15 protein-coding genes are annotated in these 16,786 nt (G+C 65.7%); 7 read left to right on the forward strand and 8 right to left on the reverse strand.

The features are described from left to right. Positions 1 to 34: 34 nt before the first annotated feature. Positions 35 to 1,855, reverse strand: a complete 1,821-nt coding sequence (locus QI450_RS04865; RefSeq protein WP_226776007.1) for a long-chain fatty acid--CoA ligase — start codon at positions 1,853 to 1,855, stop codon at positions 35 to 37. A 173-nt stretch (positions 1,856 to 2,028) separates the two neighbouring features. Here QI450_RS04865 and QI450_RS04870 point away from each other — a divergent pair, with 173 nt between their 5' ends. Then, on the forward strand, positions 2,029 to 3,120 hold the full coding sequence (locus QI450_RS04870) for an ROK family glucokinase (protein WP_226776008.1): 1,092 nt from the start codon (positions 2,029 to 2,031) through the stop codon (positions 3,118 to 3,120). On the opposite strand, the gene QI450_RS04875 is transcribed toward QI450_RS04870, so the two are convergent. The 3 genes from QI450_RS04875 to QI450_RS04885 are packed head-to-tail and all read right to left on the reverse strand — an operon-like array spanning position 3,117 to position 5,333. Beyond that, positions 3,117 to 3,716 carry a hypothetical protein gene (locus QI450_RS04875; protein WP_226776009.1) on the reverse strand — a complete coding sequence of 200 codons (600 nt, stop codon included), beginning with the start codon at positions 3,714 to 3,716 and terminating at the stop codon, positions 3,117 to 3,119. The two genes, QI450_RS04870 and QI450_RS04875, sit on opposite strands and share 4 nt — an antisense overlap. After that, the gene (locus QI450_RS04880; protein WP_226776010.1) at positions 3,709 to 4,512 is read right to left on the reverse strand and encodes an alpha/beta fold hydrolase; all 804 of its coding nucleotides are present in this window, start codon (positions 4,510 to 4,512) and stop codon (positions 3,709 to 3,711) included. The genes QI450_RS04875 and QI450_RS04880 overlap by 8 nt, the downstream gene beginning before the upstream one ends. Beyond that, positions 4,509 to 5,333: an alpha/beta fold hydrolase gene (locus QI450_RS04885; protein ID WP_226776011.1), complete on the reverse strand. Its 825-nt coding sequence runs from the start codon at positions 5,331 to 5,333 to the stop codon at positions 4,509 to 4,511. The genes QI450_RS04880 and QI450_RS04885 overlap by 4 nt, the downstream gene beginning before the upstream one ends. Before the next feature lie 110 nt (positions 5,334 to 5,443). Here QI450_RS04885 and QI450_RS04890 point away from each other — a divergent pair, with 110 nt between their 5' ends. Both QI450_RS04890 and QI450_RS04895 read left to right on the forward strand, forming a co-directional pair. Continuing rightward, positions 5,444 to 6,187: a lysophospholipid acyltransferase family protein gene (locus QI450_RS04890; protein ID WP_226776012.1), complete on the forward strand. Its 744-nt coding sequence runs from the start codon at positions 5,444 to 5,446 to the stop codon at positions 6,185 to 6,187. A gap of 139 nt (positions 6,188 to 6,326) precedes the next feature. Further along, the gene (locus QI450_RS04895) at positions 6,327 to 7,700 is read left to right on the forward strand and encodes a 3-deoxy-7-phosphoheptulonate synthase class II (RefSeq protein ID WP_226776017.1); all 1,374 of its coding nucleotides are present in this window, start codon (positions 6,327 to 6,329) and stop codon (positions 7,698 to 7,700) included. Between the two features lie 129 nt (positions 7,701 to 7,829). Here QI450_RS04895 and QI450_RS04900 read toward each other — a convergent pair whose 3' ends face one another. Then, positions 7,830 to 9,941 carry a PASTA domain-containing protein gene (locus QI450_RS04900; protein WP_226776013.1) on the reverse strand — a complete coding sequence of 704 codons (2,112 nt, stop codon included), beginning with the start codon at positions 9,939 to 9,941 and terminating at the stop codon, positions 7,830 to 7,832. A 119-nt stretch (positions 9,942 to 10,060) separates the two neighbouring features. After that, positions 10,061 to 11,452: a lytic transglycosylase domain-containing protein gene (locus tag QI450_RS04905; RefSeq protein WP_282468111.1), complete on the reverse strand. Its 1,392-nt coding sequence runs from the start codon at positions 11,450 to 11,452 to the stop codon at positions 10,061 to 10,063. A 278-nt stretch (positions 11,453 to 11,730) separates the two neighbouring features. Between QI450_RS04905 and QI450_RS04910 the strand changes: the two genes are divergently transcribed. Continuing rightward, positions 11,731 to 12,084 (forward strand): Rv2175c family DNA-binding protein, encoded by a 354-nt coding sequence (locus QI450_RS04910; RefSeq protein WP_226774323.1) that lies wholly within the window; start codon positions 11,731 to 11,733, stop codon positions 12,082 to 12,084. 116 nt (positions 12,085 to 12,200) lie between these two features. Here QI450_RS04910 and QI450_RS04915 read toward each other — a convergent pair whose 3' ends face one another. Continuing rightward, positions 12,201 to 13,295: a polyprenyl synthetase family protein gene (locus QI450_RS04915; protein WP_226774322.1), complete on the reverse strand. Its 1,095-nt coding sequence runs from the start codon at positions 13,293 to 13,295 to the stop codon at positions 12,201 to 12,203. Further along, positions 13,292 to 13,825 carry a hypothetical protein gene (locus QI450_RS04920; protein ID WP_226774321.1) on the reverse strand — a complete coding sequence of 178 codons (534 nt, stop codon included), beginning with the start codon at positions 13,823 to 13,825 and terminating at the stop codon, positions 13,292 to 13,294. The genes QI450_RS04915 and QI450_RS04920 overlap by 4 nt, the downstream gene beginning before the upstream one ends. A gap of 176 nt (positions 13,826 to 14,001) precedes the next feature. Here QI450_RS04920 and dinB point away from each other — a divergent pair, with 176 nt between their 5' ends. From dinB to mraZ, 3 genes are all read left to right on the forward strand, one after another. After that, positions 14,002 to 15,162, forward strand: a complete 1,161-nt coding sequence (gene dinB / locus QI450_RS04925) for a DNA polymerase IV (protein ID WP_226774325.1) — start codon at positions 14,002 to 14,004, stop codon at positions 15,160 to 15,162. 277 nt (positions 15,163 to 15,439) lie between these two features. After that, a complete protein-coding gene (locus tag QI450_RS04930; RefSeq protein ID WP_226774320.1) occupies positions 15,440 to 15,814 on the forward strand; it encodes a DUF3040 domain-containing protein in 375 nt (124 codons plus the stop codon). 435 nt (positions 15,815 to 16,249) lie between these two features. Beyond that, the gene (mraZ, locus tag QI450_RS04935) at positions 16,250 to 16,678 is read left to right on the forward strand and encodes a division/cell wall cluster transcriptional repressor MraZ (RefSeq protein ID WP_226774319.1); all 429 of its coding nucleotides are present in this window, start codon (positions 16,250 to 16,252) and stop codon (positions 16,676 to 16,678) included. Positions 16,679 to 16,786: the final 108 nt, after the last annotated feature.

A 16,786-nucleotide genomic window follows, 5' to 3' on the forward strand; every position in this document is an offset into this window, starting at 1 on the left:
TCCGCCGAAGTGGAGGGTCCCTTTGCCGTGGTGGCTAGACCTGGCTGGGACGGGGTGTGCCGTACATTTCTTCGATGACTTTCTCGTAGTCCTTCATCACCTGGGCGCGCTTGACCTTCATCGACGGAGTCAGGTGCCCGGAAGCCTCAGTGAAGTCCGCGGCGACAATCCGAAATGACTTGATCGCCTCGGCCTTGGAGACCGACTGGTTGGCACCGTTGATGAGGTCCTGGACGGCGGCTTTGACCGCCGGGTTGTCGGTCGCTTCGGCGAGGGTGGTGCCGGCAGGCAGTCCGTGGCGGTGCAGCCAGCCGGGAAGCGCCTCTTCGTCGAGGGTTACCAGTGCGCCGATAAAGGGGCGGTTGTCACCGACTACAAGTACTTGGGAGACGAGGGCGTCGGCACGGATCTGGTCCTCCAGCAGCGCGGGCACAACGTTTTTGCCACTGGCCGTGACGATGATTTCCTTTTTGCGTCCGGTGATGGTCAGGAAGCCCTGCTCATCGAGCTGTCCGATGTCACCGGTTCGGAACCAGCCGTCCGTAAACGACTCCGCAGTCAGGTCCGCGCGCTTAAAGTAGCCGCTCATAACGCAGACGCCCTTGGCGAGGATCTCGCCGTCGTCGGCAATTTTCACGGCATTCCCGGGAATCGGGGCGCCGACCGTGCCGATCTTGATCAGGTTCGGAGTGTTGACCGTCACCGGGGCCGTGGTCTCGGTCAGCCCGTAGCCCTCCAGGATCTGCATGCCGATGCCCTGGAAGAAGTGCCCCAGCCGTTCGCCCAGCGGTCCGCCGCCGGAGACGGCGTGCGCCACCTCGCCGCCCATGGCCGCGCGGAGCTTGCCGTAAACGAGTTTGTCGAAGACGGCGTGCTTGACCCTGAGGCCCAGCCCGATCCTGCCGGCCTGGCGGGCGCGGGAGAATTCGATGGCGGTGTCCGCTGCGCGGTGGAAGATGGCGCCCTTGCCGCCGTCCTCTGCCTTGGTCAGTGCCGAGTTGTAGACCTTCTCAAAGACCCGCGGCACCGCGAGGATGAAGGTTGGCTTGTAGCTCTGCAGGTCCGGCAAGAGGTTTTTGATGTCGGGGGTGTGCGCCACCGTGACGCCGGCGGCCACGGCGAGCACCGAGATGAAACGAGCAAACACGTGGGCGAGGGGCAGGAACATAATTGTCCTTGCCTGTTCGTGGACGATCGTGTTCAACGAGGTCGCCAGCGCGTTTTCGGAGAGTTCGACGAAGTTGCCGTGGGTCAGCTCGCAGCCCTTGGGCCGCCCGGTGGTGCCCGAGGTGTAAATGATGGTGGCGAGGTCCTTGAGGGAAGCGAGGCTGCGCCGCGCCTCCAGGTCCTCGTCGCTGATCGCGGCGCCCGCCGCGCGGACCTCATCGAGGCCCTTTCCCGCAAGCTGCCAAACATGTGCCAGCGCCGTAAGGTTCTCGGACGTGGCGGCCTGCCGGATGATGTTTTCGTGGTGGTCGGACTCGCCGAACGCTGCGACGGCGCCGGAATCTCCGAGGTTCCACGCAACCTGGGAGGGCGAGGAGGTCTCGTAGATCGGGACGGAGACGGCGCCCGCGAACCAAATGGCGAAGTCAATCAAGGACCACTCGTAGCGGGTGCGCGACATAATGCCAACCCTGTCGCCGGCCCCGACGCCGCTGGCCATCAGTCCCTTGGCGAGCAGCGAAACATCGGCGAGGAAGTCGGTGGCCCGGACGTCCTGCCACGCTCCGGCCGCGTCAAGGCGGGAGAAGAGGGCCGGGTCGGAAGCCTTCGCCGCCTGGCGCAGGACCAGGTCCGTGGCGTTCATTTCCGGCGGGACGTTGACTAGGGGCGGGACACTGAATTCTCGCACGGTAGCTCCTTTGATTTCCATGGACCCGTGAGGGGTACTTCCAAGACTAGTATGTGGCCCTCGGCGTGTGCTTTTCACCACACCTACTGGCGGGTAACTTTACGGTTTGGCGGCTCCGTTGCCAAGCCGCGCGGGACGGCGCCCGGGTGCCGGGGCGAATAGGATAGGGAATCATGCACACACCAACACCGGGGCAACAGCCCGGCCCGTACCGCAGGACGGCCGCCTGGCGGCGCAGGACACTGCCTGGTGTCGCCGCCGCACCGGCCGCGCAGGGGTTCCGTGAGCACTTGCGGCTGGGTCGCAAGGGCCTCGCCATCGGCGTGGACATCGGCGGGACCAAAGTGGCCGCGGGCGTGGTGGACGCGGAGGGCCGGATCCTGGCCCGGGCCAAGCGGTCCACCCCCGGCGATGACCCCCGCGCTGTTGAACAGGTGATTGTGGAGCTGGTCGAGGAACTGGGCGCGGGCCACCGGGTCTGGTCGGTAGGAATCGGAGCGGCCGGCTGGATGGACCTCGACGGCGGCACCGTGCTGTTCAGCCCCCACCTTGCCTGGCGCAACGAACCGCTTCGGGACAATTTGCAGCGGCTGCTCCGACGGCCCGTACTGCTGACCAACGACGCCGATGCCGCAGCCTGGGCAGAGTGGCGGTTCGGCGCCGGGCAGGGCCAGGACCGCCTGGTGTGCATCACGCTGGGCACCGGAATCGGCGGTGCCATGGTGATGGACGGCCGGATCGAACGCGGGCGCTTCGGGGTGGCCGGGGAATTCGGCCACCAGATCATCATGCCCGGCGGGCACCGCTGCGAATGCGGCAACCGCGGTTGCTGGGAACAATACGCTTCCGGCAACGCGCTCGGCCGGGAAGCCAGGGAACTGGCCGCCGCCAACTCCCCGGTGGCCCAGGAGCTGCTCAAAGCAGTGGACGGCCGCGTTGAACTCATCACCGGGGTGATTGTCACCGAACTTGCCAAGGCCGGGGATGCGACGTCCCGGGAGTTGCTCGAGGACGTCGGGGAGTGGCTCGGACTAGGACTTGCCAACCTGGCGGCTGCACTGGACCCGGGAAAGTTTGTGATCGGCGGCGGGCTTTGCGATGCCGGAGAATTGCTTGTCGGCCCGGCACGGAAGGCTTTCGCCCGGAACCTCACCGGCCGCGGCTTCCGCCCGGCGGCGGACATCGCGTTGGCCGCCCTTGGCCCGGATGCCGGCCTGATTGGTGCTGCCGACCTGTCCCGGGTCAGCAGCCGTATGCACAGCTAGATGCGTGCGCCGTCGTCGTGTTCATCCTTTTCGCCCGGCAGCTTCATGATCAGGAAAACCACCGACGCCGCAAACGCGGCCACCATTGCGAGGATGGCGAGCAGCGGGGCTGAGCGCCAAAACATCGCGGACATCACAAGCGCTACCGGCCCACCGACCGCCCCCAGCCACGCCAGGACCGTCATCGGATCGGCTCCGGCAAGGCTTGGCGGTTCTTCCGGCACGAACTCATCCGGCATCATCGGGTCGTCCGCGGCCCCGGCATAGTCCCGGGGGCCCCCGGCGTCCTGCGGCCGGCCGGCGGCGGCCCGCCCCTCAAGCCGTCCCCGCGCCTGCCGCTCCTCGGCGGAAAGTTCAACCGGCACCACCGCCGAGAGCCCCAGTGGGTCGAAATCGCTGAAAGGCCGGGGGGTCGCGTCGCTGGCTGCGCCGGTGGGCGTATCGGATGGTTCCGCGCCGCCCGGACCTTCCCGGGCCTCCGGACTCCCGGAGACTTCCGCAGGGTCCGGGGATTCCAGCCGCGCGACGAGGTCCAACCAGACGGCGTTGTCCTGGTTGGCGCTGGAATCCGGAGAGCCGGAGTCCGGTCTAGTCATCTGCGGTGTCCTTTTGGCGGGTATGGACGGGGTCCGGGACGCCTCCCGCAGCCAGCGACCGGACAAATTCGGCCGAGCCGCGGAAGATCTCGGGGGCATCGTTGTCCATCGTAGCCACGTGGTAGCTGTTTTGGAGCCGGATGACCTCCAACGGGGCGTGCGTGAGGCCGCGACGAAGAGCCACCATACTCGATTCGGAAACCACATGGTCAACCGCTGAACGGTACACCCGCACCGGGGCGGTGATCCGGGGGAGGAGCCTGACGGTGTCCTTGAACATCTTGTTCAACTCGTGTGCGGCGGCGACCGGTGTCCGGGAGTAGGCACCTTCATCGATGCCTTCCTTGCGGATGTCGTTGGCAATCGCCGGGGTACTTTTCAGGACAAACTTCAGGATGCCCGCCAGCGGCGCCCGGGGATCGTCGATGACAAGGCCCGGGTTGACCAGGACGGCCCCGGCAACGGGCCGCGTCGCGGCAATGCGCAGCGCCAGCGCCCCGCCCATGGACAGCCCGGCGACGACCACCAGATCACATTCACCGGCCAGCTCAAGGTAGGCGGCGTCGAGCGCGGCGTGCCAGTCCTGCCATCGTGTCCTGGCCAGCTCTTGCCAACTGGTGCCGTGCCCGGGCAACAGCGGCATCCGCACGGCGTAGCCGGCGCCGGCCAGGGAGCTGGCCCATTCCCGGACACCGTGCGGGCTGCCGGTGAAACCATGCGAGACCACAACGCCGGTGCGGGTGCCGGTCCCGGTGAACGGGCTGCTGAACGGCGTGTGGTCCAAGGGGATGCTCATGGGGTCTCCGGAGATGTGCTGGCGGGCGGGGCAGGCGACGGCGCTGACTGCGGCGCGGCGTCTGCATGGCGCAGGAAAAACTGAACGGACTGCTCGAAAATCAGGGGGGCATCGACGTCGAGCGTGGCGACGTGGCCGCTGTCGGGCAGGCGGACCAGATTCAGCTCGCGGGAGCCAAGACGCTTCCGCAGCAGTTGCACCGAGGTGGGCGGAACCACAGCATCGGTATCGGATTTGAAGACGACGGCCGGGGCGCTGACTGCGGACAGTTCGCGCGCCGTTGTCCTAAAAAGCCTGCTCAGCTGGTGGACGGCTGCCAGTGGGGTAAGGGAGTAGTCGCCGTCCTCGGTAGCTGGCGCGGTGGGATTCGCTTCCTGGACCGGGACGGTGGTGCGCTGGAAGTGCTTCAGCAGGCCGATGTAGCGCACCCTGCGGTCATAGAAGCCCAAACCGGGGTTCACGACGGCGACCCCGGCCACGGGGTGGCGCGCCGCCGTCCGCAGCGCAATGGTGCCGCCCATGGACAGTCCGGCAACGAAGCAGTGCCGGGTTCCGGCGTCGAGTTCCAGATAGGCGTCCTCAAAAGCCCCATACCAGTCCCGCCAGTCGCGGGTGGCCAAATCGCGCCAGTCCGTGCCATGTCCGGGCAGCAGCGGTACAGAGACAGCAAAGCCCTGTCGGGCCAGGTGCCGGGCCCAGGGAAGGACGCTCAGCGGACTCCCGGTGAAGCCGTGGCAGATGGCCACGCCGATGCCCGCATTGGCTCCGTGGCCGGGATAACTGAACGCCGCGGGTGCCAGGGGAGTGCTGCTTCCGGTCATAAGCCCATCGTGTCACTGTTCCGGACAAATCTCACTAGAGTAGGGTTTCAGTGAAGTCCCGCCGGGTCCGACGGAGGGTCTGCCAGACGCCTTCCGGAGAGGTACACCACGTGTTTTATTGGTTTATGAAAACGTTCGTTCTCGGACCGGTCCTCAAGACGCTTTTCAGGCCCTGGGTCAAGGGCCTGGACAACGTCCCCGCCGCGGGAGCAGCAATTGTGGCCTCCAATCATCTGTCCTTCTCGGATTCGATCTTTATGCCGCTGATGGTGCCCCGCCCGGTGGTGTTCCTGGCGAAATCCGAGTACTTCACCGGCAAGGGGATCAAAGGCCGGCTGACGGCTGCCTTCTTCCGGCTCACCAACCAGCTCCCGATGGACCGCTCCGGCGGTGCTGCGTCAGCGTTGTCACTGAATGCCGGCATGGACGTGCTGAAGAACGGTTCGCTCCTGGGCATCTACCCCGAGGGCACCCGCAGCCCGGACTCCCGGCTGTACCGCGGCAAAGTCGGAGTGGCGCGCCTGGCCCTGCAGGCCCGGGTCCCCGTGATCCCGGTCGCGATGATCGGTACGGACAAGGTCCAGCCGATCGGCAAACGGATGCCCAACATCCGGCGCATCGGGATGATCTTCGGTGAACCGATGGATTTCAGCCGGTACTACGGCCTGGAGGACGACCGGTTGATTCAGCGGTCCGTCACCGACGAGATTATGTACGAACTGATGCGGCTCTCCGGACAGGAATACGTGGACGAGTACGCCGCCGTCGTCAAACTCCGGCTCGCCGGGAAGGCTGCCGGGGCTCCGGAGGACGGCGCGTCCGGCGCCGGCCCGGCCGCGCCCGGGACCGAGTAGCCTGACCGTGTGACGGCAGCGGTCCGGTCAATGACGCCCCGGGTCCGAGGATGGCCATGGAGGCAACTATCCTTAGAAGGTGACTGAGTTATCTGCGCCTTCGGCCTTTCCCCTGAACAGTTCCGCCAGTGGCTCGCCGCTGGCCGGCTCCGCCCTGACCAGCACCGCGCAGAGCGGTGCCGCCAACTATCCCGGCCTGGACCACTGGCGGGAGCTGCCCGTTTCCCAACAGCCGAGCTGGTCGGATCAGGCCGTCTTCGAGGCTTCAGTCAAGGAACTCTCCGTCCTCCCGCCGCTAGTGTTCGCTGGCGAAGTGGACATCCTGCGCGAACGCCTCGCCGCAGCGGCGCAGGGCAAGGCGTTCCTGCTCCAAGGCGGCGACTGCGCCGAAACGTTTGAGGCCGCCACCGCTGACAAGATCAGTGCCCGCGTCCGCACCATCCTCCAGATGGCAGTCGTCCTCACCTACGGCGCCGCCATGCCGGTCATCAAAATGGGCCGGATGGCCGGGCAATTCGCCAAGCCGCGCTCATCCAATGATGAGACCCGCGACGGCGTCACGCTGCCGGCCTACCGGGGCGACATCGTCAACGGCTACGATTTCACGCCGGAATCCCGCGCCCACAACGCCGGCCGGATGCTGCAGGCCTACCACACCTCCGCTTCCACCCTGAACCTGATCCGGGCGTTCACCCAGGGCGGTTTCGCGGACCTGCGGCTGGTGCACCAGTGGAACAAGGGTTTTACCGAGAACCCCGCCCATGCCCGCTACGAGTCGCTGGCGCGGGACATTGACCGTGCCATCAAGTTCATGGCCTCCTGCGGCGCGGATTTCGAGGCGCTTAAGCGGGTGGAATTCTACGCCAGCCACGAAGCGCTGTTGCTCGACTACGAACGTGCCCTGACCCGGATCGACTCCCGCACCGGATTCCCGTACGACACCTCCGCGCACTTCCTTTGGATCGGTGAGCGCACCCGGGAACTGGACAACGCGCACGTCGACTTCCTCTCGCGGGTGCGGAACCCGATTGGTGTGAAGCTTGGTCCCGGCACCTCCGGCGACGACGCTCTGCGCCTGATCGATAAGCTGGACCCGGACCGTGAACCCGGCCGCCTGACCTTTATTACCCGGATGGGCGCCGGCAACATCCGGGCGAAGCTCCCGCCGCTCGTGGAGCGGGTCACCGCTTCCGGCGCACAGGTCCTCTGGGTGACCGATCCGATGCACGGCAACACGGTCACCTCACCAAACGGCTACAAAACCCGGAACTTCGATGACGTTATCGATGAGGTGCGCGGCTTCTTCGAGGTACACGACGCGCTCGGCACGGTCCCTGGCGGCCTGCATGTGGAGATGACCGGCGACGACGTGGCTGAGTGCCTCGGCGGAGCAGACCCGGTCGACCAGGAGGCCTTCCTAGACCGGTATGAATCGGTCTGCGATCCACGCCTGAACCACATGCAGTCGCTCGAAATGGCCTTCCTGGTGGCCGGAGCCCTGTCCAAGCGTTAAACCGGGAGTTCCGGCACTAATCCGGAACGCTCCTCAGTGGGAAAAGCTCCGCCGGCTGGTTCAGCCGGGCGGAGCTTTTCTGCAGCTCGGGCCGCAGCCGGCGGCACTGACGTAGGCCAAGCCCCCGGGTCACACCACAGTAAGCGTAATGGTCGAGCCTTCCGGAACCCCCGTGTTCACCGGATCCTGGGCACGGACCGTGCCGAAGAACCCGCCGAGGATGTTGTCAACCTTGACCTTAAAGCCAAGCTGCTCCAAGGCTTTTTGGGCTTCCGCGGCCTGTTTCCCGATGAAACTGGGTACCTGGACCAGCTTGGGGCCCTTGGAAACGGTAAGCGTCACGGTCCCGCCCTTGGTCAGGTTGCCGGAAGGCGGGTCCTGCGACACCACGGCGCCCTTTGGCACTGCCCGATCGAAGACGGGATCGGGCGCCACCGCGGCTTTCAGGCCGGCGGCCTCGATGGCCTTGACCGCGTCGCCCTGCTGCTGCCCGCGCACGTCCGGCACCGGAATGGGCTGCGGCCCCTTGGAGACGGTGAGATCCACCGGAGTGCCGTGGCGCACCGGGTTGCCGCTGCGCGGCGCCTGTGCCAGGACAGTGCCGGCGGGCGCGGTTTCATCGTACGTTTCGCCGATCTGTCCCAGCGCCATGCCCGCGCCGTTGAGGGAGGTCTTGGCCTCTTCCAGGGATTTGCCGGTCAGCTGGGGCAGTGCGAACAGTTCGGCGCCTTTGGAGACTGCGAGTGAAACCGGCTGGAACTTACGGATGACTTCCCCCGCGGTGGGCGCGGATTCGACCACCAGTCCGGGGGCAACGTCGTCATCGAAGACGTCCCTGGTGCTGGACTGGAAGCCGGCCGTGCGGAGCAGTTGCTGGGCTTCGGCCACGGTCTTGTTCTTGAGCTGTGGAATCGTTCCGGGGGAGCCCGGGCCCATGCCAAAGAACCAGCCTGCCCCGCCCGCCAGCAGCGCAGCGAGAACCAGCAGCACGATCCACAACAGGCCGCGGCGGCTGGCGTTGCCGGCTCGCAGGCTCCGGACCGGCGTTGCCGCGGCTCGCTGGCGTGACCGATCGTCGACGCGGTCCTGCTTGCGCTGTGCCCGTTTGCTGCCCGGAACCGGTGGCTCCGGTTCGGGATTGTTATCCTCCGGGTAAGTAGCTTCCTCCGGGGCGGAGAGCGGACCGTAGCCGGGGTGCCGCGGAGAGGCGGACATTACAGCGGTGGGGTGGTTGCCGCCGGCGATGAATTCCGTGGCGTGCTGGCCGGCCCCGATGACTTCGGTGGCGCCGTTGCCGGGTATATGGTGCTGATCGCCGCCGGGTCCCGATGTGGCAGGGCCTGCTATCAGGGGGATCGCAGGGCGTGCCGCAGGGGGTTGCAGGTCGAGTTCGGCGTCGCTGAGGTTCCGCCGGATGTGGCGTAGCTCGGAGAGCAGGGCGGTTCCATCGACGGGCCGTTTGTCGGGGTCGTTGGCGGTGCACCACTGCACCAGTTCGTCGATTTCGGCAGCGAGTCCCGGCACCAGTTCGGAAGGGGCGCCAACTGCGGAGTTCACGTGCTGGTAGGCAACCTGGATCGGCACCTCGCCGTCGAATGGTTGTTGGCCGGTGATCATCTCGTAGAGCATGATGCCGACCGAGTAGATGTCACTGCGTGCATCGGACGGACGGCCGAGGACAAGTTCCGGGGACAGATACGCCACGGTTCCAATCAGCGCACCGGTGCTTGTCGACGTCGAAATAGCGCGGGCCAGTCCGAAGTCGCCGAGTTTGATTCGGCCATCGTCTGCGATCAACACATTCTCGGGTTTGATATCCCGGTGCAGAAGCCCCGCGTTGTGGGCTGCCCCGAGGCCCTCGACGACCGGGTCGATCAGCGCGAGGGCGAGGCGCGGTGGCAAGGCGCCCTTGGTTTTGAGGACGTCGCGCAGGGTGTGGCCTTTGATGTACTCCATCACCAGGTAGGCCGCCCGGTCATCCTCGCCCTGGTCCAGGACGCCCACAACGTGCGGGTGCGAAAGCCGGGCGGCTGCCTTGGCCTCGCGGCCCAACCGGTCGAGGAATTGCGGGTCGCCGGCGAGGTGGGGGTGCAGCACCTTCAGGGCCACATCCCGCTCAAGCCGCTGGTCGGTGGCCACGTACACGGTGGACATGCCACCGCCGGCGAGCCTGGATTGAATCAGGTACCGGCCATCCACGAGGGTGCCAACTAGCGGGTCCGACGAGTATTCCTGCACCATACGATCCTAATCGCTGCACGGAAACGGGCCCGGATCAACATGCGATCCGGACCCGTATCGTTATCCGCCCGAGGCCGGGCCAAGCGGCTGAATGCCGCGGCCCCGCCATGCCCGGGCTCCTAGCCGAAGGTTTTCTGCAGCGACTTGATGGATGCCACGTAGCGCTTGGTGTCGTCGTACATGCCGTACTTGCTGACAGAGTACTGGCCCTGGTAATACCCGGCGATGGCCGTGTCCAGGTCCGGGCTCGAACGGATCAGCTGGCGGATGATGGCGACGCCGGCCGTCGCGTTGTCGTAAGGGTCCAACAGGTTGAGCCGGCGTCCCACCAGGTCCGAAGCCCACTCGCCAGACGACGGAATGACCTGCATGGTGCCTATGGCATTGGCGGGGGAGACCGAGCGGTGGTCGAAGCTGGATTCCTGGAAGGCGAAGGCCATCGCCAGCGAGGGATCGACGCCCATCCGCCGCGCTGTGTCGGCCACGATGGATTTCATCTGTTCGCGGCTGGGGACGGGCGAGGCGTTGAGCAGGGCCTTGTTCGCGTTGGCGGAGCTCACGACGGCGGCCGGGTAAGTGAAGCCGAGAAAGCTGCCCGGGACGAGGGGCGTAACGGTGGCGGCCGGCGGGGTGGCAGCCGGGGCGACGGAGGACGGCGTGCTCGGCGAGCCCGTGAGGGCGAGCTTCTGGCCAGGGTAGATGATGCTGCTCATCGTCAGGCGGTTGGCGGAAAGGATATCGGCGAGCTTGACGCCGTTCCTGGCCGCGATGGCGGAGAGCGTGTCGCCGGATTTGATGGTGTATGAAGCCGAGGCGGGCGCAGCCGGCGCCGGAGCAGGGGCCGCCGGGGCGGGGGCGGGGGCTGAGGGGGCCGGTGCCGCAGCGCCGCCGCCGATCTTGATCTGCTGGCCCGGGTAGATAATTGAGCCCATGTTCAGTCCGTTCCAGCCCAGGACCTCGGAGAGCTTGACGCCGTGGCGGGCTGCAATGGCGCTGAGGGTGTCGCCGGACTTCACCGTGTAGGCGCTGCCGGCGGCGGCCGAGGGCGCCGGCGCAGCTGGTGCTGCGGGGGCGGGAGCCTCGCCCGAGCCGCCGAGCTTGATCTTCTGGCCGGGGTAGATGATGGTGTTCGACTGCAGCCCGTTCAGCTTCAGAATGGCGTAGGTATCCAGGCCGAACTTGCCGGCGATTCCGCTGATCGTGTCACCGCGGGCAATTGTGTACTCCGCCGGGGCGGAAACCTGGGCCGGCCGGAACGCTGCGGGCACGGCCGCCGGCACAAAACCGGCAGGGATCAACGCGGAACTCAGCGACCGGACGGTCTGTCCCTGGGCCTGGGCTTGAATGGCCGCAGCAAGTGTGGCCGGGATGACACGGGGACGCGACTCCGCTGCGGCCGGCTGGGCGATGGCCAGGGAAGACAGCACGACGGCGGGAAGGGCAGCCGTCGTGGCGGCAATCATCGGCAGGCGGGGCCTCGCGTTTGTTTTCGGCGAACGTGACGTCGTCATAGGAAAGGTCCTCTTCTTAGCGGCGACCGCTGCGGTCTACCCGGCGTTACTGGTGTTACCAGTGTGACTCATGTTAATACTGTTACAAATGTGATCTATGTGAATATCTCACGACTTGCGATTTAGTACAAGAACAGTTTGATATTCCGCAAACAAGTCATTCTGGAGTGTCGGCGAGGGCTCCCGCGGCTCCAGCGGATATGTTGAACGGTGCCGCGGGGGATCGTCCGGCGGGCGCCGACTAGGCGCAGAGGCCGCCGGCATGGCAATCTTGATCCGTGAGCAATGTAGAAAGCCTTGTGGGCGAATGGCTGCCCCTGCCCGATGTCGCACAGCTTCTGAATATGTCAATTACCAAGGTGCATGCGCTCCTTGACGAACGTGCAGTGGCGGCATTGCGGGTCGGTGAACGCCGGATACGCTGCGTTCCTGCAGAATTCATCCAGGACGGCCACGCCGTCGAGAGCCTTAAGGGAACGATTGTCGTTCTGGCTGACGCCGGTTATTCCGACGAGGAACTTATTACCTGGCTGTTTACGCCGGACGAATCCCTGCGCGGCCGGCCCATCGATGCACTGCGCGAGGGCCGCAAGACGGAAATCCGGCGCCGGGCGCAGTCCCTGGCCTGGTAGCCGCTGGTTTCTGCCGCGCGGACACCAATTGTCGTTAAGCAACGACGCGGGCCTTGCACCTCAAAGATGAGGTGCAAGGCCCGCGTCGTTGGTGCTGTTGCAGGACAGCCCGGCGCTTAGGCTGCGCGGCTGACTGCGGCCTCGGCCAGTTTCCTGAGCGCAGTTTTCGGCAACTCCTCCAGCTGCAGGACATCCAACGCGGCAAACGCCGCCTGCCCGAATTCCTCGATGAGCACCTCCGTGGCCTGGAGCGCGCCGCTGTCCGTGATAATACGGCGGATTTCGTCGACGTCGTTTTCGTCCAGTCCGGGGCTGCCGAGCCTCGAGTCGATGAACGCAGATTCGGCCGGGCCGGCCAGATCCAGGGCAAACGCGATCAACACGGTCCGTTTACCTTCGCGGAGGTCGTCTCCGGCCGGTTTTCCGGTGGTCACCGGATCCCCGAAGACTCCCAGGACGTCGTCGCGAAGCTGGAAGGCCTCGCCCAGCGGGAGGGCAAACGCCGAATAGCCACGGAGCAGTTCGTCTCCAGCGCCGGCCAGTGCCCCGCCCAACGCCAGCGGATGTTCCGTGGAGTACTTGGCCGACTTGAAGCGGATGATGGACTTCGCCCTGCTGACCGCTCCGGCCCGGTCCCGCCTGGGCCCGGCTACTTCCTCGAGGATGTCCAGGTACTGGCCCGCCATCACCTCGGAGCGCATCAGGTTGAAAATCAGCCGTGCCCGGCTTCCAGCGGCCGCGCTTTGCCCGATCTCGGTAAACGATTCCTCGCTGAAGGACAGGCACAGGTCTCCGGTCAGAATAGCGGCGGCATGCCCGAACCGTTCGCTGTCCAGCGCCCAGCCCTGGGTCTCGTGTAATTCCCTGAAGCGCCGGTGCACGCTGGGACCGCCCCTGCGGGTGTCCGAGCGGTCAATGATGTCATCGTGGATCAGGGCCGCGGCCTGGAAAAGCTCCAGCGCCGCACCGGCCGTCACCACATCGGAGGATCCGGCGCCGCCGCCGGCACCCCGCCAGCCCCAGTAGCACATCAGCGCCCGGAGGCGCTTTCCGCCGGTGACAAGGTTCGAGATGGATCCCATCAGCGGATCTATGTCCGGCGAGATCGAGGACATCAATGACTGCCGGGTGGTCAGGAAATCCGTGAGTTTCCCGGCAACGGCGGCGACATACGCGGCCTGTTCCAGGCGCAACTGTTCAATGAGGGTCACTTGACGGACTCGGGGGCGACATTCGCGCCAATGGTGAACGTGGAGATACCGGCGGCTTCGATCACCGAAATGTTGACAGTTTCGCTGTCATTGCGCAGGAAGTCCTTCGACGGGACGGTACCGACGGATTCTCCCGGAACGGCCTGGAAGCCCTGGGCAGCCAGCACTGTTGTGTAAAACGCCAGCACTTCGGCCGACGGAGCGGAGATGCTTCCGACCAGGGCGACCGTGGCCGGGGTTATGGTCTTGTCAAAGCTGCTGGAGACGACTTTCGCGCCGGGCATCACCGGCAGGAGCTTCGCCGGGAACCCGGGAACCATGGCGCCAACGGTGGCCGAGGTGCCGGGTGCTGCCGGCGGGCTGGTCGAGGCTGTGGCGGAGGGCTGGGCGGCGGTCGGCGCGGCCGAGGCCGACGCGGAGCCCGGGGCTGTGCCCCCTTGGTCGGCGGGCGTGCAGGCGGCCAGGGCCAACAGCGTGCCCGCCGCCGCAACGGCTACCGCAGCGCGTCTGCGCTCTCGAAATTCCTTCACAGGGACTTTCCTCCTGGTGTTGACGCCGGATGCAGCTTCCAGTTTAGTCAGTCCCCGGGCATAGGATTGAAGTCGTGGGGCAGGAGCGGGATAACCAGCAGCGGGAGCAGCCTTCCGGTGGCGTACCCTCCCGGCCCGGTGAGGCACAATTGCGGGAGCTCCGGCGGAGCAGCATTATGCACGTGGATATGGATGCGTTCTTTGTCTCCGTGGAACTTCGCAGCCGGCCCGCACTGGTGGGCAAGCCCGTTATCGTCGGCTACCCTGCGGACCGTTCAGTTGTGCTGTCCGCTTCCTACGAAGCCCGGAAATTCGGTGTCAAATCCGCGATGCCGATGGTGGTTGCCATGCGGATGTGTCCATCCGCCGTCGTGATCGAGCCCCGGCACAAGCTGTACTACGAGGTTTCCGGCCAGATCATGGAAATTTTTGGTTCCATTACCGAACTCGTTGAGCCGCTCAGCGTGGACGAGGCCTTTCTCGACGTCGGGGGCGCCATCCGGCGGCTTGGTCCGCCCCGCGAGATCGGCGAACTCGTCCGCACCCGGGTCCGCAGCGAACTGGGCATCACAGCATCTGTTGGGATCGCGGCCAGCAAGTTCGTGGCGAAGATTGCGTCCACCCGCTGCAAGCCGAACGGACTGCTGCTGATCGGTCCGGAGGAGACGGTCCCTTACCTGCACAGCCTTCCGGTCAGCGCTCTTTGGGGCGTCGGTGCCAAGACCGTGGAGGTGCTCGCCCGGATGGGCATCCGAACCGTCGCCGACGTCGCGGCCTCCCCGCTGCCGTCCCTGCGCAAAGTGCTCGGCGCCTCGGGGGAGCACGTCCACCGGCTGTCGTGGGGGATTGATCCGCGCCCGGTGACCCCGGTGCGGCTGGAGAAAAGCATCGGTGCGGAAGAGACCTTCGCGGTGGACACCGCCGACGAGGCATTACTGCACCGCGAACTGCTGCGCCTCTCGCACCGGACAGCGGAACGGCTCCGCAGCGCCGGCATGCACGCGCGAACCGTGGCGCTTAAGCTGCGCTACGCAGACTTCTCCACGATCACCCGCAGCCGGACGGTCAGCACCCCCATCGACAGCGCGCAATTGCTGTACGCCGTCGCCGTCCAGTTGCTCGGGTCAGTCGGGGACCGCCCCATGACCGTGCGGCTCGTGGGGATCCGGGCCGAGCAGCTTGAGGAGGCGGCCCAGGCGCCCCTGCAGTTGAGCCTTGACCGCAGGGACGATAACTGGCGCGCCGCCGAGCAGGTCCTGGACCAGGTGACCCGTAAATTCGGGACAAAATCGGTACTTCCGGCCCGTCTGCTTGATCCCGGGAATACCCCGGGCTGAACCCGGCAGTTCCGTGGTCCTGTTCATCACGCCAGGGGGACTTTCGGCATCTTTCAGAACGGGGCACAACAAACTATCCTTATTAATACGAAGGTTTGGAACGACTGGATCGAGCGTTCGGATTAATGCAGGACCAGCTGGACACCCCGGAAGGGGCCGTGGAAGATCCCATTCGACCACCGACGGTGAATGGGAACCACACGGGATGCCCGCACGTTGTGGTTTTAGGGACACTGGTCGCGTCAGTCCGGACGTTGGCCGACTTAAGGAGGTCGTGATGCCGCTCTCGGAGCACGAACAGAAGTTGCTGGAGCAACTAGAGAAGCAGCTGCATGAGGACGATCCCAAGTTCGCCAGCTCGATGGGCTCGGACGCGGGGCGTTCATGGTCCACCCGCCATCTTGTGATCGGCGTACTGGCCACACTTGCCGGCATTGTGCTCCTGCTCTTGGGTGTAACGATTCAGGTCATCGTTGTCGGAGTCCTTGGATTCGTTGTTATGGGCGCTGGGGTTTACTACGCGACCATGCGGGGAGCCGCCGTTGGCAAAGCCAGGGCCGCTGGAGCGGACCGGAAATCGGGGAAGCCCAGGAGTTCATTCATGAGCAGCCTCGAGGAACGCTGGGATGAGCGGCACCGCGGCGAACCCTGAAGGGGCCGCCGGGCCCGTCCCGGTGTCGGCTCGTTGTTAAGCCTCCTGTAGCTGCCTCCACTTTCCACCACGGGAAGGACCGGCCGCAAAAAAAGATCCGCTTCGGCGGGTCTTTTTTCGTTAACTTCTGACTAGCGGGCCCAACTGAGGCGTTGCAGCGGCGCGCTGGGCTGCGGGGGAGGGCCCCGGCAAGACCCCACCCAAGCCCGTGTTGCCCGGACCGCCGCCGTGGCACCGCGTTTTCCTCCACTGCCAACCACCGGGCCCAGTTCCCTGCAGTTGCGGGGGACCGGAAGGAACGACGGGCGCAAATTGCGGCCGAAACCGGCGGTGTGTCGTTGACTGTGGAGGGATGTGGAGTAATGTGGAGGCCGTAAGAGGGTAGTGGCAGCACGGGGGACGTTGGGCTTCCTACGAACAGACAGGCGGTGGGCCGTGTTTCTCGGCACACATTCGCCGCGTCTGGACGAAAAGGGACGAATTATCCTTCCCGCCAAGTTCCGCGAGGAACTTGCCGGCGGACTGGTTCTCACAAGGGGCCAGGAACGCTGCATCTACGTCTTCAGTGAGGCGGAATTCGGCCGTGTTCACGAGCAAATGCGCGAGGCACCAATCTCCAGCAAACAAGCTCGCGACTACATCCGTGTTTTCCTCTCCGGAGCCTCTGACGAGGTGCCTGACAAGCAGGGGCGCGTGACGATTCCGCCGGCGCTCCGGGAGTATGCAGGGCTCGGCAGGGAACTGGCCGTTATCGGCGCAGGCACCCGTGCGGAGATCTGGGACGCCCAAGCCTGGAGCGAATACCTCGCTGAAAAGGAAACGGCCTTCTCGGAGACCGATGACGCAATACCGGGGATTCTGTGAATCCCCGCAGGAACCAAGCAGCACTGCACGATTCTTGACCGAGATCTCCAGCCGCCCATCCTGCTGTTTTCCTGGCTCACTTCCCCGGAGCCAGGCGGACGCAGGATA

It is taken from the genome of Arthrobacter sp. EM1 (genome assembly GCF_029964055.1).
Taxonomy (GTDB): Bacteria; Actinomycetota; Actinomycetes; order Actinomycetales; family Micrococcaceae; genus Arthrobacter.